The organism is Streptomyces sp. NPDC048288, assembly GCF_043201555.1.
Classification (GTDB): domain Bacteria; phylum Actinomycetota; class Actinomycetes; order Streptomycetales; family Streptomycetaceae; genus Streptomyces.
The window spans coordinates 101,101-121,655 of the sequence record NZ_JBICZD010000007.1 but is presented as its reverse complement, the minus strand read 5'-3'; the positions used below and the strand labels follow the sequence as shown (position 1 = coordinate 121,655).

General features: G+C 72.0%; 16 protein-coding genes. 11 read left to right on the top strand and 5 right to left on the bottom strand.

Going from position 1 to position 20,555, the window contains the following annotated elements; all coding sequences use genetic code 11:
* Positions 1-99: 99 nt before the first annotated feature.
* The 8 genes from ACGFZS_RS25460 to ACGFZS_RS25425 all read left to right on the top strand — a co-directional run bounded on the left by ACGFZS_RS25460 (position 100) and on the right by ACGFZS_RS25425 (position 12,015).
* Positions 100-1,119, top strand: coding sequence for a carbohydrate kinase family protein (locus ACGFZS_RS25460; protein ID WP_365688036.1), 1,020 nt, complete (start codon positions 100-102; stop codon positions 1,117-1,119).
* A 143-nt stretch (positions 1,120-1,262) separates the two neighbouring features.
* Positions 1,263-2,540 carry an ABC transporter substrate-binding protein gene (locus ACGFZS_RS25455; protein ID WP_393797089.1) on the top strand — a complete coding sequence of 426 codons (1,278 nt, stop codon included), beginning with the start codon at positions 1,263-1,265 and terminating at the stop codon, positions 2,538-2,540.
* 2 nt (positions 2,541-2,542) lie between these two features.
* Positions 2,543-3,550 carry a sugar ABC transporter permease gene (locus ACGFZS_RS25450; protein ID WP_359213885.1) on the top strand — a complete coding sequence of 336 codons (1,008 nt, stop codon included), beginning with the start codon at positions 2,543-2,545 and terminating at the stop codon, positions 3,548-3,550.
* 104 nt (positions 3,551-3,654) lie between these two features.
* Positions 3,655-4,440, top strand: a complete 786-nt coding sequence (locus ACGFZS_RS25445; RefSeq protein WP_365688200.1) for a carbohydrate ABC transporter permease — start codon at positions 3,655-3,657, stop codon at positions 4,438-4,440.
* Between the two features lie 130 nt (positions 4,441-4,570).
* Entirely contained in the window at positions 4,571-5,491 is a 921-nt protein-coding gene (locus ACGFZS_RS25440; RefSeq protein WP_393797368.1) for an alkaline phosphatase family protein, read from the top strand.
* On the top strand, positions 5,488-8,430 hold the full coding sequence (locus tag ACGFZS_RS25435; RefSeq protein WP_393797088.1) for a glycoside hydrolase family 2 TIM barrel-domain containing protein: 2,943 nt from the start codon (positions 5,488-5,490) through the stop codon (positions 8,428-8,430). Before ACGFZS_RS25440 ends, ACGFZS_RS25435 begins: the two co-directional genes overlap by 4 nt.
* A 49-nt stretch (positions 8,431-8,479) precedes the next feature.
* Positions 8,480-10,315, top strand: coding sequence for a LamG-like jellyroll fold domain-containing protein (locus ACGFZS_RS25430; protein ID WP_393797087.1), 1,836 nt, complete (start codon positions 8,480-8,482; stop codon positions 10,313-10,315).
* Positions 10,316-10,341: 26 nt separating this feature from the next.
* Positions 10,342-12,015 carry a PHP domain-containing protein gene (locus tag ACGFZS_RS25425; RefSeq protein ID WP_393797086.1) on the top strand — a complete coding sequence of 558 codons (1,674 nt, stop codon included), beginning with the start codon at positions 10,342-10,344 and terminating at the stop codon, positions 12,013-12,015.
* An 82-nt stretch (positions 12,016-12,097) separates the two neighbouring features.
* Here the strand turns inward: ACGFZS_RS25425 and ACGFZS_RS25420 are convergent, their stop codons facing one another.
* The 4 genes from ACGFZS_RS25420 to ACGFZS_RS25405 are packed head-to-tail and all read right to left on the bottom strand — an operon-like array spanning position 12,098 to position 15,876.
* Positions 12,098-12,553, bottom strand: coding sequence for a MaoC family dehydratase (locus ACGFZS_RS25420; RefSeq protein WP_393546376.1), 456 nt, complete (start codon positions 12,551-12,553; stop codon positions 12,098-12,100).
* 14 nt (positions 12,554-12,567) lie between these two features.
* Positions 12,568-14,073 carry a long-chain fatty acid--CoA ligase gene (locus ACGFZS_RS25415; protein ID WP_393797085.1) on the bottom strand — a complete coding sequence of 502 codons (1,506 nt, stop codon included), beginning with the start codon at positions 14,071-14,073 and terminating at the stop codon, positions 12,568-12,570.
* A gap of 10 nt (positions 14,074-14,083) precedes the next feature.
* On the bottom strand, positions 14,084-14,959 hold the full coding sequence (locus ACGFZS_RS25410; RefSeq protein WP_393797084.1) for an amidohydrolase family protein: 876 nt from the start codon (positions 14,957-14,959) through the stop codon (positions 14,084-14,086).
* Complete coding sequence (locus ACGFZS_RS25405) at positions 14,959-15,876, bottom strand: SDR family NAD(P)-dependent oxidoreductase (protein ID WP_393797083.1); 918 nt, start codon at positions 15,874-15,876, stop codon at positions 14,959-14,961. Before ACGFZS_RS25405 ends, ACGFZS_RS25410 begins: the two co-directional genes overlap by 1 nt.
* Positions 15,877-15,974: 98 nt before the next feature.
* Between ACGFZS_RS25405 and ACGFZS_RS25400 the strand changes: the two genes are divergently transcribed.
* The 3 genes from ACGFZS_RS25400 to ACGFZS_RS25390 are packed head-to-tail and all read left to right on the top strand — an operon-like array spanning position 15,975 to position 18,631.
* Positions 15,975-16,523 carry a MarR family transcriptional regulator gene (locus ACGFZS_RS25400; RefSeq protein WP_365688028.1) on the top strand — a complete coding sequence of 183 codons (549 nt, stop codon included), beginning with the start codon at positions 15,975-15,977 and terminating at the stop codon, positions 16,521-16,523.
* Positions 16,520-17,290, top strand: coding sequence for an IclR family transcriptional regulator (locus tag ACGFZS_RS25395; RefSeq protein ID WP_393659437.1), 771 nt, complete (start codon positions 16,520-16,522; stop codon positions 17,288-17,290). The genes ACGFZS_RS25400 and ACGFZS_RS25395 overlap by 4 nt, the downstream gene beginning before the upstream one ends.
* 9 nt (positions 17,291-17,299) lie before the next feature.
* On the top strand, positions 17,300-18,631 hold the full coding sequence (locus tag ACGFZS_RS25390; RefSeq protein ID WP_393797082.1) for a lanthionine synthetase LanC family protein: 1,332 nt from the start codon (positions 17,300-17,302) through the stop codon (positions 18,629-18,631).
* Positions 18,632-18,638: 7 nt separating this feature from the next.
* Here the strand turns inward: ACGFZS_RS25390 and ACGFZS_RS25385 are convergent, their stop codons facing one another.
* Positions 18,639-20,438: a sulfatase-like hydrolase/transferase gene (locus tag ACGFZS_RS25385; protein ID WP_393797081.1), complete on the bottom strand. Its 1,800-nt coding sequence runs from the start codon at positions 20,436-20,438 to the stop codon at positions 18,639-18,641.
* Between the last annotated feature and the right edge of the window lie 117 nt (positions 20,439-20,555).

The following is a 20,555-nucleotide window of genomic DNA, read 5'->3' as shown; positions in this document are numbered from 1 at the left end:
AAATCCATGCTCAGTTCTGCTCGGGTATTGACCAATCTCGCAGAGCGGCGCACGATTCCGGTCATCGAAATTGACGAGTTTTGACGAGAGGGTGTGCGCGTGGACGACGACAGGCCCGATGTGCTGCTGACCGGGCTGCTCTTCTACGACCTCGTCCTCACGGGGCTGGGAAAGCCGCCGACGGCGGGCGAGGAGATCTGGACGGCGGGCATGGGCTGCGGCCCCGGCGGCATCGCCAACCTCGCGGTGGCCGCCTCCCGCTTCGGCCTCGGCACCTCGCTGGCCACGGTCTTCGGGGACGACTTCTACGGCGAGTACTGCCGGGACGTCCTGTGCGACCAGGAGGGCATCGACCTCTCGCTCTCCCGCACCGCGGACGGCTGGCCCACCCCCGTCACCGTCTCCCTCGCCACCGGTCAGGACCGGGCCCTCGTCACCCACGGCCAGGAGCCCCCGTACTCCCAGGACGTGCTGATGGGCGACCCGCCCGAGGCGCGCACGGCGCTCGTGCACATCGAGGCCGAGCCCCGCGAGTGGATCGCCAAGGCCGCCGCGAACGGCACCCACGTCTACGCCGACGTCGGCTGGGACCCCACCCAGAAGTGGTCCCAGGACCTCCTCGACCAGCTGGCCCTGTGCCACGCCTTCCTCCCCAACGAGACCGAGGCGATGGCCTACACCCGCACCGACACCGCGGTCGCCGCCCTCGGCACGCTCGCCGAGCTGGTGCCGGTGGCGGTGGTCACCCGGGGCGGCGACGGCGCGGTGGCCGTCGACCAGACCACCGGCGAGTACGCGGAGGTCCCGGCGCTGGCCGTCGACGTCCTGGACGCCACCGGTGCCGGGGACGTGTTCGGCGCGAGCTTCGTCACGGCCTCGCTCGGCGGCTGGCCGCTGGCCGAGCGGCTCCGGTTCGCGGTGCTCGCGGCCGGCCTCTCCGTCCAGCGGCACGGCGGGGCGCTCGCCGCCCCCGGCTGGTACGGCGTCGACCGCTGGTGGCGCTCACAGACCGATCCCGAACTGCGCCGCGCGTACGGCTTCCTCGCCGACCGCATCCCGGCCGACGTGGGCCCGCCCGTGCGCGACGCCCCCGTCACCCCGCCCGCCCGGCAGCACTGACCCGGACCCGATCCACAGCCCCCCGCCCGACAGCCCCACGCCCGATCCGCAGCCCCCACGCCCGACAGCCCGACGCCCCACAGCACCACGCCCCTCAGTACCACGCCCCTCAGTACCACGAACAGGAACAACAGGAGTGACCCGTGGACCTTTCACGTAGAGGCTTCCTCCAGGCCGCCGCGCTGACCGCGGCCGCGTCCGGCCTGACCGTCGCATGCGGCGGCTCAGGATCGGGCGGCACCAAGAACGGCAAGAACCTCACCCTGTGGTACTGGGGCGGTGCGCTCAGCGACAAGGTGGTCGCGGAGGCGAAGACCCACTTCAGCAGCGCGGTGACGCTGACCGCCTCGTCCATCGGCGGCGACTTCAAGCAGAAGCTCACCACCACGCTCGCCGCGGGCGGCTCCTCCGTGCCGGACATCACCGGCATCAAGGGCGAGGACATAGCCTCCTTCCTGCCCAACGCCTCCCGCTTCCTCGACCTGAACGACCTGGGCTTCAAGAAGCTCTCCTCGCAGTACCTGGGCTGGAAGACCAAGCTCGCCCAGACCAGCGACGGCAAGCAGATCGGCTTCCCGATCGACATCGGCCCCACCGCGCTCTTCTACCGCGAGGACCTGTTCGCCAAGGCGGGCATTGCCACCGACCCCGACAAGGTCGCCGCCCTGGTCACGACCTGGGAGGACTACTTCACGCTCGGCACCGAGCTGCAGAAGAAGAACCCCGGCACCTTCCTGGTCAACAACATCAGCTCTGTCTTCAACATCGCGGTCGGCCAGGGCACCCAGCGGTTCATCGACAAGAACAACCACTTCATCGGTGACAAGGACCACATCCGCAGCGCGTGGACCACGGCCGTCCGCCCCTACACCCTGGGCATCGACGCCAAGATCAACGACAACTCCTGGAACGCCGCCGTCGGCAAGAACCTCCTCACCGAACTCGGCGCGGCCTGGCACGCGCTGGACATCGAGCAGGCCGCCCCGCAGACCAAGGGCAAGTGGCGGGTCTGCGCGAACCCGGTGGGACCGGCCAACCAGGGCGGCTCCTACCTGGCGCTGCCCAAGCAGTGCCGGAACCCCGAAGAGGCCTTCAAGATCATCAGCTGGATTCTCAGCCCGGCCAACGACGCCCGCGGGTTCACCGACGCCGCCATCTTCCCGGCCGCCCCGGCCGCGTACACGATGCCGGCCATGACGGGCCCCGACGCCTTCTTCGGCGGACAGAAGGTCATCGAGGTGTTCGGACCGGCCGCCAAGGCCGTCCCGAACAGCTACGAGGCGCCGGCCGACGCCGCCGTCATGGCCCCGTACATGACGGAACTGACCAACATCGAGGCCAAGGGCAAGAAGCCCGACGACGCCTGGAACGACGCGGTCAGCCAGGCCAAGCAGATCGCCCGGCGGCAGGGGGTGAACTGAGCATGACGTCACCTCCGGTGACCGGTCCCGCCGCGGTGCCCGAACACCGCGGCGGGCCGGGCCCGGCCCGGTTCCGCCCGCGGCGCGCCACGCCCGCGGGCACCGTCCGGCCCAAGCGGCGCGGCCCGCTGGCGTACTGGCGGCAGTACCTGGCGATCTCGCCCTTCTACCTGATCTTCGCCGCGTTCTCGTTCTTCCCGGTCTTCTACTCGCTGTACCTGGCCTTCCAGCGCTGGGACGGCCTCGGCGACATGCAGTTCGTGGGCCTGCAGCAGTTCAAGTTCCTGTGGTCGGACCCGGTCTTCTGGCTGTCGATCCGCAACACCCTGGTGATCTGGGTGCTGTCCACGGTGCCCACGCTGCTGGGCGCGCTGGTGCTGGCGACGCTGCTGCACTCGGTGCGCCGCTTCAAGGGCTTCTACCGGATCGCCCTCTACGTGCCGAACGTCACCTCGATCGTGGCCGTGGCGATCTTCTTCGGCGCGGTGTTCAGCAACAACTTCGGCCTGGTCAACGCGATCCTGGGCACGGTCGGCATCTCGCCGGTGCCGTGGCTGAGCAACCCGTGGCTGATCAAGGTGGTCATCTCGCTGCTGATGACCTGGATGTGGACCGGCTACAACATGATCATCTACCTGGCCGGTCTCCAGGCGATCCCGACCTCGATCTACGAGGCGGCGAAGATGGACGGCGCCGGCCCGGTCCGCACGTTCTTCCAGATCACCGTCCCGATCATGCGGCCGATCATCCTGTTCACCGTCATCATCTCGACGATCAACGGTCTGCAGAGCTTCAGCGAACCCCAGGTCCTGTTCGCCAGCAACGCCGCCAACGCGAACCTCGGCGGCCCCGGACAGGCCGGTCTGACCACGCTGCTGTACTTCTACCAGTCGGCCTTCCTCAACAACGACTACGGCTACGGCGCCGCCATCGTGTGGGCCTTCTTCCTGCTGATCATCGTCCTCGTCGCCGTCAACTGGCGCATCACCCAACGAGGGAGGAAGCCGTGACCACAGCCGACACCACGGCCGCCACGACCGCCGGCCCGACGCGGCCGGCCCCGCGCGCGCGGCGGCTGCGCCGCCCCAAGGGCCTGACCGCGCACATCATCCTCATGGCGGCCGTCCTGCTCTCGGTCTTCCCGTTCGTGTGGACGATCGTCATGGCGACCAACACCACCCAGGACATCTACAAGAGCCCGCCGAAGTTCACCTTCGGCTCGCACCTGCTGGAGAACATCCGGCACGTGCTGAACACCATCGACTTCTTCGGGTCGATGCTCAACACGGTCATCGTCGCGAGCGTCACCACCGTCCTGGTGCTGTTCATCGACTCACTCGCGGCCTTCACCTTCGCGAAGTTCGACTTCCCCGGCCGCAAGGTGCTCTTCGGCACGCTGCTGCTGTTCATGATGCTGCCGCTGCAGCTGGCGATCCTGCCGCAGTTCATCCTCATGTCGAACATCGGCTGGGTCGGCATGCTCAAGGCGCTGGTGCCGCCCGCCCTGGCCAACGCCTTCGGCATCTTCTGGCTGCGCCAGTACATCGAGAACGGCGTGCCCGACGAACTCCTCGACGCCGCGCGCATCGACGGCGCCGGGTTCTTCCGCCAGTACTGGAACATCGCGCTGCCGATGATCAGGCCCGCGCTGTCCTTCCTCGCCATCTACGCCTTCGTCGGGGCCTGGAACGACTACGTCTGGCCGCTCATCGTGCTCACCAACCCCGACCACGTGACCCTCCAGGTGGAGCTGGCCCAGCTCAACGTCGGCCACACCACCGACTACAGCATGGTCATGGCCGGGGTGCTGATGGCATCGCTGCCGCTGGTGCTGGTCTTCGCGATCTTCGCCCGCGGCTTCATCGCGGGCGCCACCGAGGGCGCGGTGCAGGGCACCTGACCCGCGCCACGTGCGGGACGCGCACGTGAGACAGAGGAGGGATCCGGTGACGGACGCCGACGCCGGGCGGACGCGGGCAGCGGAGGGTGCGGGGCCCTCCGCCCGCCTGCCGTTCGCCCGGCGCCGTGCCGTGCCCCCGGGCCGGGACGGCACCGCGCACGGCAGGGTGCTCGTGGTGGGCATGGACGGGCTGCGCCCCGACCGGCTCATCCGCTCCCCCGCCCACGCGCCCGTGCTGCACGGGCTGATGGCCACGGGCGCGTACGGGACGAGTCTGCTGCCGTACGGCGAGGCGGGCGGCCAGGCCGAGGGCGGGCCGTCCACCAGCATGGCCTACACCGACTCGGGGCCCGGCTGGTCGAGCGTGCTGACCGGGGTCTGGCCCGACCGGCACGGCGTCACCGGCAACGACTTCGCGGGCGCCGACTACACCCGCCACCCCGACTTCCTCAGCCGCGCGGCCGCAGCCCGCCCCGGTCTGCGCACCGCGGCCGCGGTGTCCTGGCCGGAGCTGGTCCACCGCGGCGTCCTCGGCCCCGCCGTCGGCCGCCAGGTGCACCACGACGGCGAGAGCGACGGCTACGCGTCCGCGGACGACCTCGTCGCCCGCACCGCCGTCCGCTGGCTCACCGAGCACGACCCGGACCTGCTGTTCGTGTACTTCGGCTCCACCGACGAGGCCGGCCACGCCACCGGCCCCCTCTCCCCCGCCTACGACGCCGCCCTGCTCGCCCAGGACACCCACCTGGGGCGGCTGCTGACGGCGATCGAGGGCCGGGGTTCCGCGGAGCGGTGGACCGTCCTGGTCACCACCGACCACGGCCATCTCGACACCGGCGGCCACGGCGGCGACACGCACGCCGAACGCGAGGTCTTCGTGATCCTCGCCGAACCCGGCGCGCCCGCCGCCGGTACGCGGCTCGACTCCCCCCGGCTCATCGACATCGCCCCCACCGCCCTGGACCGTCTCGGCATCCCCGTCGACCCCGCCTGGGGCTGGGCGGGACGGGTCCTGCCCAGCCCCGCCCCACCGACTTCGGAATGGTCATGACCGACGAACTTCCCACCGACCGCCTGATCGCCCCGCGCCCCTGGGAGGCACCCGAGGTGACCTCCTGGGGCCGGCTCCCCATGAACGCCGTCGACCGGCGCCCCGGAGCACTCCCCCTGGACGGCGACTGGCGCTTCCAGTTGCTGCCCGCTCCGGACGCGCCGGTCGGCGGTGCCTGGTCCACGGCGTACGTCCCCGGCGCCTGGACCGTGCAGGACACCGACGACCTGCCGCAGTACACGAACGTCACCATGCCGTTCCGCCAGTTCCCGCCGCAGGTGCCGGCCGCCAACCCGACCGGGGTCTACGAGCGGGAGCTGGACGTCCCCGCCGAGTGGGCCGGGCGCCGGATCGTGCTCCAGGTGGGCGCGGCCGAGAGCGTACTGCTCGTGCACGTCGACGGGCGGCCGGTGGGCGTCTCCAAGGACTCGCACCTGGCGGCCGAGTTCGACCTGACGGGAGTCGTCCGTCCCGGCGAGCGGTCGGTCCTCCGGCTGACCGTCGTCAAGTGGTCGGACGCCACGCACATCGAGGACCAGGACCACTGGTGGCACGGCGGGATCACCCGGTCCGTGCTGCTGTACGCCACCGATCCGCTGTATCTCGCGGACGTGACCGCGCGGGCGCGGCAGGACGGCGAGCTGCGGGTGGACTGTCTGGTGCGGAACGCGGCGGGCGACCGGGCGCTGCCCGGGGGCTGGTACGTCACGGCCGACCTGGACGGTGAACTCCTCGCGCAGGACGCCGAGTTCGACCGGATCAACATCGAGGACGACCGGGTCTCCGACTTCCTCGGCGAGGCCCGGATCCATGCCACCGTGCCCGAGGTGCGCACCTGGAACGCGGAGCAGCCCGAGCTGTACGGCCTGACCGTCCGGCTGCACCGCGCGGACGGCACGGTCGCCGACACCTCGTACCACCGCGTCGGCTTCCGCGACGTCGAGATCGTCGGCCGGGACCTGCTCGTCAACGGCGAGCGGGTCTTCATCCGGGGCGTCAACCGGCACGACTTCCACCCGCTGACCGGGCGGACGGTGTCGTACGACGACATGCGCGCCGACCTGGTGGTGCTGAAGCGGTTCGGGTTCAACGCGATCCGCACCGCGCACTACCCCAACGACCCGGCGCTGTACGACCTCGCGGACGAACTCGGCTTCTACGTCGTGGACGAGGCGGACATCGAGTCCCACGACCACGCCCACGAGATCGCCGACGACCCGCGCTATCTGAACGCCTTCGTCGACCGGGTCTCGCGGATGGTGCTGCGGGACAAGAACCACCCCTCGATCATCATCTGGTCACTGGGCAACGAGTCCGACTACGGGGCCAACCACGACGCGGCGGCGGGCTGGGTGCGGCGGCACGACCCGACCCGGCCGATCCAGTACGAGGGGGCGGCCAAGCTCGGCTGGGCGGACCCGGACGTGGCCTCCGACATCGCCTGTCCGATGTACGCGGCGCTGGAGGACTGCGTGGCGCACGCGCTGTCCGGGGAGCAGACGAAACCGCTGATCCAGTGCGAGTACTCCCACGCGATGGGCAACAGCAACGGCACGCTCGCCGACCACTGGGCCGCCATCGAGTCCACTCCGGGGCTTCAGGGCGGGTTCATCTGGGAGTTCTGGGACCACGGAATTCTCCAGCGGGTGAGCGACGGAAGACCGGTCGGGCGCACGGGCGCCGGACTGTACGACAACGGTGTCACCGCGCCCGGCCACCGCTGGGCGTACGGCGGCGACTTCGGCGAGGCCCCGCACGACGGGGCGTTCGTCGCGGACGGCGTCGTCTTTCCCGACCGCACCCCGAAGCCCGCGATGTACGAGCACCGGGAGATCGCGGCGCCGGTCCGCATCCGCTGCTTCCGGCACGAGGGCATCGTGCTCGCCAACCACCAGCACTTCCGCGGCCTGGAGTGGCTGGCGGGCACCTGGGAGCTGGCGCTGGCCGACGGCCGTACGCTGACCGGCCCGGCGAAGCTGCCCGAGCTGTGCCCCGGCGAGACGGCGGCCGTGCCGCTGCCCTTCGAGGTGCCGGCGGACGGCGGCGAGGCCTGGCTGACGCTGCGGGTGACGGTCGGCGAGGACCAGCCGTGGGCACCGGCCGGAACCGAGGTCTGCGCCCCGCAGATCCGGATCCGGGCGGCGGACCCGCTGGGCGAGCCGGTGCCGGCCGGACCGGCCGTCGAGGTGGACGGCGAGGGACTGCTGCGCCACCCGCTGCTCACCGTCGCGCCGGCGCTGTCGCTCTGGCGGGCGCCGACCGACAACGACGAACTCGGCGGAATGGCGCTGCGCTGGCGGACCTGGGGTCTTGACCAGCTGGTGCGCAAGGTGGTGTCCGTGCACCAGAAGGGCGAGCGGGTGACCGTGCTCGCCGAGTACGCCGGCACGGTGGGCGTGGTACGGCACCGGCAGGAGTTCACGCCGGTCGAGGGCGGGGTCCGGGTCGACGAGTCGGCGGAACTCCCCGAGGAGTTCGACGACGTGGCCCGGGTCGGCTCGGTCTTCGAGACGGTGGCCGGGCTCGACCTGCTGGAGTGGTTCGGTCAGGGTCCCTGGGAGTCGTACCCGGACCGTGCCGCCGGTGCCCCGGTCGGCCACCACTCCCTCCCCGTGGACGAGTTGTTCACTCCGTACCTCCGGCCGCAGGAGAGCGGCGGCCGGCACGGCGTACGGCGGTTCACGCTGTCGGCGCCGGACGCCACCGGGCTCGCGGTCGAACTGGACGAGCCCCGCCAGGTCTCCGTCACCCGCCACCGCGCCGAGGACCTCACCGCCGTCACGCACCACGACGAACTCGTGCCGCGTCCGGGCTGTGTGGTCCACATCGACGCCGCACACCGGGGCCTCGGTACGGCCTCGTGCGGTCCTGACACCTTCCCCTCCTACCTCGTCGCACCGGGCGTCCACCGCTGGAGCTGGACCCTGCGCGTCCTCTGAGATCCCCCCACGCCCTTCGCCGTCACTTCTGCTTACTCACGGAGCACACGTGTGTACTTCGCATGACCATCCTCAGGGCGAGGCCGAGCAGGCCGGAGCCGGAAGACGCAGCTTCCTCAGGGCGACCGCGCTCCTCGGCGCCGCCGCCACCGCCGCCACCGCCGGGGTGGCGCTGCCGACCGTCGCCCAGGCGGCTTCGGGGTCCGGCTTCCGGCCCGACACCGAGAGCCGGCGCTTCACCCTCGCGGTGATGCCCGACACCCAGTACCTCTTCGACGGGCCGAGCATCAACCCGGCGCCGATCGAGGCCTCGCTGCGGTATCTGCTGGAGCAGGCCAAGGAGGACAACATCGTCTTCCTGTCCCACCTCGGCGACCTCACCCAGAACGGCGCCGAGGAGGAGTTCGCCGCGATCAGCGACGCGTTCGGGATCCTCGACCGGCGCGGGGTCGGCTACAGCGTGCTGGCCGGCAACCACGACATCCGGTCCTCCACGGACGACCAGCGCGGCTCGACCCCGTACCTGGACGCCTTCGGGCCGCAGCGCTTCGAGGACAAGTCCACCTTCGGCGGCGCCTCCTCGGACGGCTACAACACCTACCACCTGTTCAAGGCGGCCGGGCGCGAGTGGCTCGTCCTCGCGCTGGACTGGCGGCTGTCGGCGAAGGGGTACGCCTGGGCGAAGGACGTCATCGCCCGGCACCCGAAGACGCCGGTCATCCTCACCACGCACGAACTGGTCGTGGACGACGACACGTTGTCGTCGTACGGCCAGCAGCTGTGGGACCAGCTGATCAACGAGCACGACCAGATCTTCCTCACCCTGAACGGCCACTACTGGCCGGCGGGCCGCGCCACCCGCACGAACGCGGCCGGCAACGACGTGCACCTGCACCTGACGAACTACCAGAACCGGTACTTCGGCGGCGCGGCGATGATCCGCCTCTACCACTTCGACCTGGACCGCGACGTCATCGACGTGGAGACGGTCTCACCGTGGATCCTCGGCCGGGCCAAGAAGGGCCTCAACGAGCTGGAGCGGCAGGAGATGGAGCTGAGCGGCGACGGCGACCGCTTCTCCGTCGACATCGACTTCGCGGCCCGCTTCGAGGGCTTCGCCCCGGCGCCGGTGCGCCCGGCGCGGCCCGCCTCGCAGCTGCTGGTCCGCGGCACCGCCGCCTACTGGCGGTTCGACTCGGCGGTCTCCGGTACGGTCCGCGACCTGTCCGGCAACGGCAACGACCTCACCGTGGTCTCGGTGGGCGGCGGCACCCTCGGCTGGTCGGCGGACCACCACCCGGACCAGCCGGGCCACGGCAGTCTGGAGTTCACGGGTTACAAGTCCCCGCTGAAGGGCGCGTACCTGAGGACGATCGACGGCGCCCCGCTCAACTCGGCGACGTTCAAGGACGGTTACACCATCGAGGCGTTCTACCGGCTGCCCGCCGACTGGAACGCCTCGCACAACGCCTGGTCCGGACTGGTCAGCCGCACCGGCCGCAACGGCTCGGTCGGCACCGTGACCGACGACCCCGACGAGCCGCTCGCGACCCTCTCCCTGTCCGACGGCCCCGGCCCGCAGTGGGCGGCGCACCCGCTCAACCAGCAGCAGCTGGCCACCAACTGGGGCGACGAGACCGACCCCGAGATCTGGTGGCACGTGGCCGTGGTCAACGACGGCCGGCACACGGTCATGTACGTGCAGGGCTGCCCGGTGGCCCGCAACCCGCACGCCCCCGCGATCGGCATCGCCTCCTCCGGCAAGCCCTGGCTGCTCGGCGGCTACGAGTACGCCGACAAGATCGACCAGATCCTGCACGGCCGCCTCGGCGACGTCCGGATCGTCGCGCGGGCGCTGCCCGTCTCCTCCTTCATGACCCACTGACCCCCGTTACGAGGATCACCACTCTCATGACCGAGCAGCAGCTGCCCTCCTGGGCCGATCCCTCCGTCTCCCCCGCCGACCTCGACGCCCAGGGCGTGTCGCGGCGCGGACTCCTGCGCCGCGCGGGCCTGTTCGGCGCCGCGTTCGCCCTCGGCTCGGCGGCCACCCCCGCGTTCGCCGCCTCCCCCGCCCGCCAGGGCCTGGGCGGCGAGGACCCGCGCCTCGCCTACCTGGTCGGCGACCACCATGTGCACTCCGTGTACAGCCACGACGCCAAGTACACGTTCTCCCAGCAGGCGCAGGCCGCCGCGAAGTACGGCCTGGACTGGATGGTGTTCAACGAGCACTCCAACTTCGGGCACGCCTACTACGGCGCCAAGATGGAGCACGCGGAGATCCTCAAGGCGCGTGCCGAGAACCCGCGCCAGCTGATCTTCCAGGGCCTGGAGTGGTACATCCCGGCCGCCGAGCACTGCACGGTCTTCGCCGCGCCCGGCCCGCACGAGACCGACCTGCTCACCCAGTTCGAGCTGGCCTACGACGGCAAGCTGCTCGGCTACACCGAGGGCTCGGCCGGCGCCACGGACACCGCCCGCAACGAGGCGCACGCCGTCAAGGCCATCCAGTGGCTGGCCGAGCAGCGCCGGACCGGGTACGTCGACGACGTCCTGGTCCTCGCCAACCACCCGCTGCGCCTCGGCATCGACTCCCCGCACGAGATGCGCAACTGGCGGGACGCGGCCGCCGAGATCATGATCGGCATGGAGGGCGCGCCCGGCGCCCAGGGTGCCGCGATCCCGGGCTGGGGCGGCACGAACGCGATCCGCGGCGAGTACCAGAACAGCCAGTCGGCCCAGTCCTGGGCGGGCTTCCCCACGGGCGCCTATGTCACGTACGGCGGCTTCGACTGGGCGACCGCGACGGTCGGCGGTCTGTGGGACGCGATGCTGTCGGAGGGCAGGCTCTTCACGATCACCACCAACTCCGACAACCACCGCACGGTCTTCGACACCTGGAAGAACGGCGACTGGCCGGCGGGGCAGAACTTCGACAACACCGGCAAGCTGCCCGACCCGGTCGACACCGACACCACGCAGCCCGGCTCCGACTTCTGGCCCGGCGAGTTCAGCCGCACCCACGTCGGCGTCACCCGCTACGGCTACCGCGCGGTGATGGCGGGCCTGCGCGCGGGCCGGGTCTGGCTGGACCACGGCCACCTGCTCGACGGCCTCGACGTCCGGCTGACGCGGGACTGCGACCACGGCCGGGGCGTCACCCTCGGCGGCCGGCTGCGCGTGCGCAAGGGCGAGCGGATCACCCTGAACGTGACGGTGACGAGCGCGTCCCGCGTCAACCCGCACGGCATCCTGCCCCAGTTGGCGCACGTCGACGTCATCCGGGGCGCGGTGCGCGGCCCGGTCGCCGACCGCGACACCTGGCAGGCGCCCGACACCAAGGTCGTCCAGACCAAGGACGTCTCCGGCCGCAAGGGCACGTACACGCTCCGCTTCCCGGTCACCGCGGGCGACGAGTCGTTCTACGTCCGGCTGCGCGGCAGCGACGGCAAGCGCAACGGCACGGGCTACCTGGGCGCGTCCGTCGACCCGCACGGCCCGATCACCCACACGCCGGGCGACGGCGACCCGTGGGCGGACACGTGGTTCTACTCGAACCCGATCTTCGTGGACGTGGTGAACTGAGCTGAGTGAAGCGCCCCGTCAGGGGCGCGGGGAACTGCGCGACCGGCCCCCACCGGCCCGCAGTTCCCCACCGCTCCAAGCCCTACGCGTAGAACCGCGACAGACTCTGCAGCACAGCGGCCGGCTTGGTCCCGCCCTCGATCTCGATCGTCCCGTCGACGACGATCTGCGCCCCGCCCGCCACGTCCTCGACCTCCACCAGCCGCGCGACCAGCCGGATGCGGGAGCCGACCTTCACCGGCGACGGGAAACGCACCTTGTTCAGGCCGTAGTTGACCTTCGTGCTGACGCCCTGGACGTCCAGCAGCTCGGTGAACAGGGGGATGAACAGCGACAGGGTGAGGTAGCCGTGCGCGATCGGGGCGCCGAAGGGCCCGGCGGCGGCGAGGTCGGGGTCGACGTGGATCCACTGGTGGTCGCCGGTCGCGTCGGCGAAGGTGTCGATGCGGTCCTGGGTGACCTCGATCCAGTCGCTGCTGCCCAGGTCGCTGCCCGCGAGCTTCTTCAGCTGGTCGAGGCCGTTGACGGTGACGGTCATGTGGCTGTCCTTTCTCAGGAGTCGGTGCCGTAGCGCTTGCGCACGCGGGACTTGAGGAGTTTTCCGGAGGCGGTGCGCGGGAGTTCGTCCGCGAGCACCAGCGATTTGGGGAGCTTGTACCGGGCGAGCCGGCCGGACAGGGAGGCGAGCACCTCCTCGGGGTCGAGGTCGGCGCCCTCGCGGGGCACGACCACCGCACGCGGCACCTCGCCCCACTTGTCGTCCGCCACCCCGATGACCGCGCACTCGACGATGTCGGGGTGGGCGAGGAGCAGGTCCTCGATCTCGGCGGGGTAGATGTTCTCGCCACCGGAGATGATCATGTCCTTGAGGCGGTCGACGATGAAGACATAGCCGTCCTCGTCGACCCGGGCCGCGTCCCCGCTGCGGAACCAGCCGTCCGCGAAGGAGGCCGCGGTCTCCTCCGGCAGCCCCCAGTAGCCGGGCATGACATGGGGGCCGCGGACCAGGATCTCGCCGGTCTCGCCGACGTCGACCGGGGTGAGGTCGGGCCGCAGCACCCGTACGTCGCTGAAGAAGTGCGGTACGCCCGCCGAGCCCGCCTTGTCGATCGCGTGCTCGGCGTCCAGGAAGAGGGTGCCGGGCGAGGCCTCGGTCATGCCGTAGCCCTGGAGGAAGGTCAGGCCCCGCTCCTGGTAGGCGGCGATCAGCGGGGTCGGCACCGGGGAGCCGCCGCAGGTGAGGATGCGCAGCGAGGAGAGGTCCGCCCCGGGCCAGCGCGGGTGGCGGGCCACCTGGTCGAACATCGTCGGCACCCCGAACATGAAGGTGATCCGGTGGCGTTCGATCAGATCGAAGGTGGCTTCCGCATCGAAGGACTCCACCAGGACGCAGGTGCCGCCCTTCAGCAGGACCGGCAGGGTGAGCATGTTCAGGCCCGCCGTGTGGAACAGCGGGGCGGAGACCAGGGCGCGTTCGTCGGCGATCAGGTCGGTGTCGACCAGGACGTTGAGCGCGTTCCAGGTCAGGTTGGCGTGGGTGAGCATGGCGCCCTTGGGGCGGCCGGTCGTCCCCGAGGTGTACATGATGATGCAGGTGTCGTCGGGCAGGACGGGCTCGTCGATCGGGTCGTCCGCCGCCGCGGCCAGCAGCTGCTCGTACTCGGGGCCGACCTCGACGAACGTCCGGACGTCGGTGGTGCCGGGCAGGCCCGCGACGAGTCCGGCGTGCGAGGGGCCGTACAGGAGGGCCTTGGCGCCGGAGTCGGCGAGCTGGTAGGCGATCTCGGGGCCGGCCAGGCGGGTGTTGAGCGGGACGAAGACCGCGCCGAGGGTGCCGGCCGCGAACAGGGTCTCCAGGTAGGCGGGATGATTGGGGCCGAGGTAGGCGACGCGGTCGCCGCGGCGGACGCCCAGGGCGCGCAGGGCGTGCGCCAGGCGGGTGGTGCGCGTGTACAGCGTGCGGTAGTCGGTCGACTGATCGCCGAACACCAAAGCCGTGCGGTGCGGGGTCTTGCGGGCGCGGCGTGCGGGCCACGATCCCAGTCCCTCGTTGCGCATCTGCGGCCCCTTATGGCTTGGTCAGCCCGAGCAGGCGGGCGGCGTTCTCCTTGAGGATCTTCGGCCGGACCTCGTCCTTGATCGGGAGCTTCGCGAAGTCGGCGAGCCACCGGTCGGGGGTGAGGACGGGGAAGTCGGAGCCGAACAGGACCTTGTCCTTGAGCAGCGTGTTGGCGTACTGCACCAGCTGCGGCGGGAAGTACTTCGGCGACCAGCCGGACAGGTCGATGTGCACGCCCGGCTTGTGGGTGGCAACGGCCAGGGCCTCGTCCTGCCAGGGGAAGGACGGATGCGCCAGGATGATCTTCAGGTGCGGGAAGTCGGCGGCCACGTCGTCCACGTGCAGGGGGTTCGAGTACTTGAGGCGGATGCCGCCGCCGCCCGGGACCCCGGCGCCGATGCCGGTCTGGCCGGTGTGGAAGAGGGCGATGGCGCCGGTCTCCTCGATCACCTCGTAGAGGCCGTAGGCCACCGCGCGGTCGTTCGGGAAGAAGCCCTGGATGCTGGGGTGGAACTTGAAGCCCTTGACCCCGTACTCCTCGACCAGGCGGCGGGCCTGGCGGATGCCGGCCTTGCCGCGGAAGGGGTCGACGGAGGCGAAGGGGATCAGGACGTCGGCGTTGGCGGCGGCGGCCTCGGCGACCTCCTCGTTGGGGACGGGCGCGGTGCCGGTCGCGGACTCGGCGTCCACCGTGAAGATCACGGCGGCCATGTTCCGCTCGCGGTAGTACGCGGCGGTCTCCTCGATGGTCGGCTTCCGGTTGCCCTCGACCTTGAAGTAGGCGGAGGAGGCGTCGTGCAGGTCGTCGTCGAGGGAGGAGTGGCCCTGGGAGGAGACCTCGGCGTGGGTGTGGACGTCGATCGCGGTGAGGGCCTCGATGTCCATCACGCCTCCGGGAGCTTGGGCGCCGGGATGCCGACCGTCTGGAGTTCCGCGCCGACCGAGGTGGGGAAGGCGTCGGCCAGGGTGTCGGGGGTCCAGCCGCCGTCGGCGTAGGCCGCCCGGATCTCCTGGGGGTGCGACCAGAGTGCCACCTTGTCGCCGCCGATGCCGATGGCCTGGCCGGTGATGCCCCGGGCGGCCTCGGAGGCGAGGAAGGGGACGAGGGCCGCGCAGTCCTCGGGGGTGCCGAAGCCCTCGCCCTTGCGCAGGAAGCCGGGGAGCGGCTCGCCGTTCTTCATCGCCTCGATGTACGGGGCGAAGGCGGGGATGGTCTCGGTCATGGCGGTGGCGGCGACCGGGACGATCGCGTTGACCGTGATGCCGGCCCGGCCCAGCTCCATGGACCAGGTGCGGGCCATGGCGGCGATGCCGGCCTTGGCGGCGGCGTAGTTGGTCTGGCCGAAGTTGCCGCGCTGTCCGGCCGGGGAGCCGACCAGGACCAGGGTGCCGCCCTCGCCCTGCTCGCGCATCCGTACGGCGGCGGCGCGGGCGCAGGTGAAGGTGCCCTTGAGGTGGGTGGTGAGCACCGCGTCGAAGTCGTCGTCGGTCATCTTCCACAGCACCTTGTCGCGCAGGATGCCCGCGTTGGTGACCAGGACGTCGAGCCGTCCGAACTCCTCGACGGCCCGGTCGACGAGCCGGTCGGCGGCCTCGGAGCTGCCGACCGGGACCACCTCGGCGACGGCGGTGCCGCCGGCCTCGACGATGGACTTCACGGCCTGCTCGGCGACGGCCTCGTCCACGTCGTTGACGACCACGGAGGCGCCGTGGGCGGCGAGGGCGTGGGCGTAGGCGAGGCCGAGGCCCCGGCCGCTGCCGGTGACGACGGCGGCCTTGCCGGTGAGATCGATGGTGGGCACGGCGGTGTCCCTTCACGGACGACGGTGGCGACTGCGAGATCGAAGCTAAGAGCAATAATTGTCGACGTCAATAGTTGTTGCCGACCCACGGGTGCGTCATGCTGGAATCTGTGCCACAGACCGACCGCCGCAGACCGCCCCCGCCGCCCGGGGCCCGGACCAGGGAGACCGCCATCACCCGCCAGCACACCGAGAACCCGCCCTCGATCGACGCGGACGAGCCGTGGATGCGCGGGCTGCACGCGGACGCCGGTTACCTGCTGTACCGGCTGGGACTGCGCTCGGGGCAGCTCTTCAACACGTTCCTGCAGGAGTCCGGGCTGCGGCTGCGCCACTACGCGGTGCTCCGGTTCCTCGCCACCTCGGAGGGCGCGCTCCAGCGCGAGCTGAGCACCCGCCTCGGCTACGACCCGAGCGCGATCGTCGGCCTGGTCGACGACCTGGAGAAGCTGGGCTTCGCCGAGCGGCGCCCCTCCCCCGACGACCGCCGCAGCCGGATCGTCGTCCTCACCGACGCCGGCGGTGCCTTCCTGCGGGACACCGACGCGGCGGGCCGGCGGGTGACGAACGACCTGCTGGGCCCGCTCGACCCCGCCGAGCGCGACACGCTCCACGCGCTCCTGCAGCGCATCGCCGACCGGCCATGACCACCGCCGCGCGCTCCGCGCCCGACCGGCTGCTCGCGGTCCTCGCCGCGTTCGACCACGGGCATCCGGCGCTGAGCCTGACGGACATCAGCCGCCGGGCCGGGCTCACCCTCACCACCGCGCACCGCCTGGTCGGCGCGCTCACCGCCTGGGGCGCGCTGGAACGGGACGCGGACGGCTTCTACCACGTGGGGCTGCGGCTCTGGGAGCTGGCCGCGCTGGCGCCCCGGGGGCTCGCGCTGCGCCAGATCGCGCTGCCGTACCTGGAGGACCTGTACGAGTCGACGCACGAGAACGTGCAGCTGGCGGTGCGGGACGGCGCCGAGGTCGTCTACATCGAGTGGCTGTCCGGGCGCTCGGCGGTGGGTGTGCACATCCGGGTGGGCGCCCGCTGGCCGCTGCACGCCACGGGGGTGGGGCTCGCCCTGCTCGCCCACGAGACGCCCGGGTTCCAGGAGGACTACTGCGCCGGGCCGCTGGCCGCCTTCACGCCGTACACCCTCACGGACCCGGCCCGGTTGCGCCGGTCGCTGGCCGAGGTCCGGCGGACCGGGGTCGCGGTGAGCAGCCGTCAGGTCACGGACGACGCGCTGTCGGTGGCGGCCCCGGTGCGCGGGGCGGCGGGGCAGGTGGCCGCCGCCGTGTCGGTGGTGGTGCCGCAGGCGGACGCCCAGGTACCGGCGCTGGTCCCGGCGGTGCGGCTGGCGGCCCGCGGGATCTCCCGGGCCCTGGGCTGGCGGCCGGAGCGGACGGACCAGGCCGTGTAGCGTGACCGGGTGACAGCGAGCGAGGTGTACAGGGAGCTGGGCGAGTCCGCCTGGTCGTGGGTACTGGACCAGATACGGGAGGACGACGGCCCCTGGCTGCCGGAGGACGTGCGGGAGGACGACACGGGGGACCCCGCGCCCGCCGAGGACCGGGACTCGCTGTACTCGGGTATCGCGGGGCTGGCCCCGGTGCTCGCGGAGATCGCCCGGTACCGGGAACTCACTGAGCGGGAGCAGGCCCTTGCGGCCGGGATCGCGCGCCGCCTGTCGGCGCAGGCCCCCGTCGTGACCGAACCCTCCCTCTACATCGGCCTGGCGGGCCACGCCACGGCACTGCGGCTGCTCGAACCGGGCAGCGAGGCGGTCGTGCTGCGGCGGCTCGCCGAGCTCGCGACCCCCGAGGGCTGGCGGACCACCACCGGGTTCGTGCCGGACTCCGACGCACCCCTGACCGACATCATCATGGGCGTCGCGGGCGTGGTCATGACGGCCGTCTGGGCGGGCGGGGAGTACGCGGAACCGATCGCGACGACCGGCGGCGAGGCCCTGCTGCGGATGGCCGACCGCACCGAGGCCGGCCTGGACTGGGGGATCTCGCCGAGCACGGAGTCGCGGTGCCCGAACTACTCGCACGGCGCCGCCGGGGTGGCCTCCGCGCTGGCGGTGGCGGGCGCGGCCCTGCACCGGGAGGACTTCGTCACGGCCGCCGCGGCAGGGGCCCGGCACGTGCTGGCCATGGGCTCGCTGGCCGGCGGCGGCTTCGTCGTCCCGCACACGATCCCGCCGTCGAAGCGCGAGGTGGAGCCGGTCACCTACACCTGGTGCCACGGACCGGCGGGCACCTCGCACCTGTTCGCGGCGCTGGCGCACGCGGGCGTCACCGAGGTGGCCGGGCACGACGTCGGGGAACTGCGGCAGCGCTGCATGACCTCGATCCTCGCCTCGGGACTCCCGGAGCGGCTGCGCCCCGGGTTCTGGGACAACGACGGCCGCTGCTGCGGCACCGCGGGGGTGGGGGACGTCCTCCTGGACGCCGCCCAGGACTGCGCGGGGACATCGCGGGCGACGACGCTGGCGGAGGGCGCGGTACGGATGGGCGACGCCCTGGTGGAGCGGGCGGTCCGGGACGCGGCGGGCGCCCGCTGGCGGTTCGTGGAGTACCGGATCGAGAACCCGCTGCTGCCGCCGGGCACGTCCTGGATGCAGGGCGCGGCGGGCATCGGGGCCTACCTGCTGCGCCTGGCCCGGTACCTCGACACCGGCCCGGGCGCGCCGGTCGTGGACCGCCCGGACCAGTGGTGGGCGGTGCCGGCCGGGACCCGGCACGCGTACGGCGGGTGAGCGCGGGTCAGCCGAGCGTCGCCGTCGCCGTGTAGGTGACCTCGTCGTCCGCGTGGTGGGCCGTGCCCCGGCAGGTGAGCGTGGTGGCGGTGGAGACCTGGGGGCGGGTGACCAGCCAGCGGGCCGTGAGGTGGTCGCCCGGGTCCAGCCGGGTCGCGCCGGCCGGGTCCCGGGCGTGCACCAGCCAGCCGCTGGGGGCGTCGAGGGTGAGCCGGGCCGCGTTCCAGGGGCGCGCGGAGCCGTTGGCGAGGGTGGCGGTGACCGTGAACTCCCCGCCCTCGCCGGTGACGTCGAGGGTGACTCCGAAGGGTTTGCGCGGGTACACCGGCGCCCAGGACGCGCGCATCAGCTTCACCAGGGCGTCCGCCTGCGCGGGCCGCGCGGCGGCGAGGTCGTGCTCCTCGCCGGGGTCGCGGGCGAGGTCGTACAGCTCCACGTCCCACTGGTCGTCCGGCGCCCGCCGGTTCTGGCCCGGCGCGAACCGGATCGCCTTGAGGTCGCCGCGCCGCAGCGCCTCGGCGAGCCGGTCGCCCCGGCCGTGGTCGACGGCGTTCTGGCGGGCGGTGACACCCGCGTGGTTGCGGTAGAAGTACAGGCTGTCGTGGCGGGCCGGGTGCGCGGAGCCGCGCAGCAGCGGGGCGATGGAGAGACCGTCGATGTCGGCCGGGGCGGGCGCGCCCGCGAGCTCGGCGAGGGTGGGCAGCAGGTCGGTGAGCGGGGTGGGCCGGTCCGTGGTGCCGGCCGGGACGTGCCGCGGTGACCAGGCGACGAACGGGACCCGGATGCCGCCCTCGTACAGGTTGCGCTTGAAGCCGCGCAACGGGCCGTTGCCGTCGAAGAGTTCGGGGTCGGTGCCGGCCTCCTCGTGCGGTCCGTTGTCACTGGTGACCAGGACGATCGTGCGGTCCGCGAGGCCGAGTTCGGTGAGCTTGTCGGTGACGTCGCCGACCAGGGTGTCGAAGGTGGTGACCTGGGCGGCGTGCCGCTTGTTGGGGCCGGTCCAGGGCCGGTCGGCGTACTCCCCGAGGTGCGGGTCCTTGCTGGGGGCGTGCGGCACGGTCGGCGCGAGGTAGAGGAGGAACGGCTCCTTCTGGTGGGTGTGCAGGAACCCGAGGGTGCGTGCGGAGAGGAGGTCGGGGGCGTAGACCCGCTGGGCGCCGTCCTTGTTGGCGGGGATCTCCTCGCGGGTGCCGTTGTGCCACAGGTACTCGGGGAAGTAGTCGTGGGCGTGGTGGTGGGTGAGGTAGCCGTAGAACTCCTCGAAGCCCCGGGCGTTGGGATGGCTCGGGTTGGGGTGGCCGGGCCGGCCGGGGGCGTTGGGTCCGAAGCCCCACTTGCCGATCAGGCCGGTGCGGTAGCCGAGCGCCCGGAGCGCCTCGGCGAAGGTGAAGTCCTTCTCGGTGAGGGCGCCCTGGCCGCCCGGCCCCCACGGATTGTTCCGTACGGTCGCGTGCCCGCTGTGCAGGCCGGTCAGCAGCGAGCAGCGGGAGGGCGCGCAGACCGGGGCGGGCGAGTAGGCCTGGGTGAAGCGCAGGCCCTCGGCGGCGAGGGCGTCCAGCCGGGGCGTGTGCATCAACTTCTGGCCGTAGGAGCCGAGTTCGCCGTACCCGAGGTCGTCGGCGAGGATCACCACGAAGTTGAGCCGGTCCGACGGGGTCTGCGCGGCCGGTGCCGCCACGGCGGGCTTGACGGTGTGCTGGGCCTGATGAGCGGGCTGGGCCCGGTCCCCGTCCTCGCACCCCGCGACGGCCGCGAGCGCGACGGGCGCGGCGGCGGCCCCGGTGAGAAAGCGGCGGCGGCTGGACATACGGGTCCCCCGGTGTGACGGCGTGCGTGCTGCTGAACCGATGGTGATCGCTGCCGTCGGTCCAGGACCATGCACACGCTGTGAACGCTCTGTTTCGACTCGTGAGAGGGAATCCGG

What these genes read in the sequence shown, in the direction of transcription:
- ACGFZS_RS25435 (WP_393797088.1), top strand. Translation starts at nt 5,488, where the DNA reads ATGACCGACGAACTTCCCACCGACCGCCTGATCGCCCCGCGCCCCTGG.
- ACGFZS_RS25450 (WP_359213885.1), top strand. Translation starts at nt 2,543, where the DNA reads ATGACGTCACCTCCGGTGACCGGTCCCGCCGCGGTGCCCGAACACCGC.
- ACGFZS_RS25415 (WP_393797085.1), bottom strand. Translation starts at nt 14,073, where the DNA reads ATGCGCAACGAGGGACTGGGATCGTGGCCCGCACGCCGCGCCCGCAAG.
- ACGFZS_RS25395 (WP_393659437.1), top strand. Translation starts at nt 16,520, where the DNA reads ATGACCACCGCCGCGCGCTCCGCGCCCGACCGGCTGCTCGCGGTCCTC.
- ACGFZS_RS25385 (WP_393797081.1), bottom strand. Translation starts at nt 20,438, where the DNA reads ATGTCCAGCCGCCGCCGCTTTCTCACCGGGGCCGCCGCCGCGCCCGTC.
- ACGFZS_RS25410 (WP_393797084.1), bottom strand. Translation starts at nt 14,959, where the DNA reads ATGGACATCGAGGCCCTCACCGCGATCGACGTCCACACCCACGCCGAG.
- ACGFZS_RS25425 (WP_393797086.1), top strand. Translation starts at nt 10,342, where the DNA reads ATGACCGAGCAGCAGCTGCCCTCCTGGGCCGATCCCTCCGTCTCCCCC.
- ACGFZS_RS25420 (WP_393546376.1), bottom strand. Translation starts at nt 12,553, where the DNA reads ATGACCGTCACCGTCAACGGCCTCGACCAGCTGAAGAAGCTCGCGGGC.
- ACGFZS_RS25400 (WP_365688028.1), top strand. Translation starts at nt 15,975, where the DNA reads ATGCTGGAATCTGTGCCACAGACCGACCGCCGCAGACCGCCCCCGCCG.
- ACGFZS_RS25445 (WP_365688200.1), top strand. Translation starts at nt 3,655, where the DNA reads ATGGCGGCCGTCCTGCTCTCGGTCTTCCCGTTCGTGTGGACGATCGTC.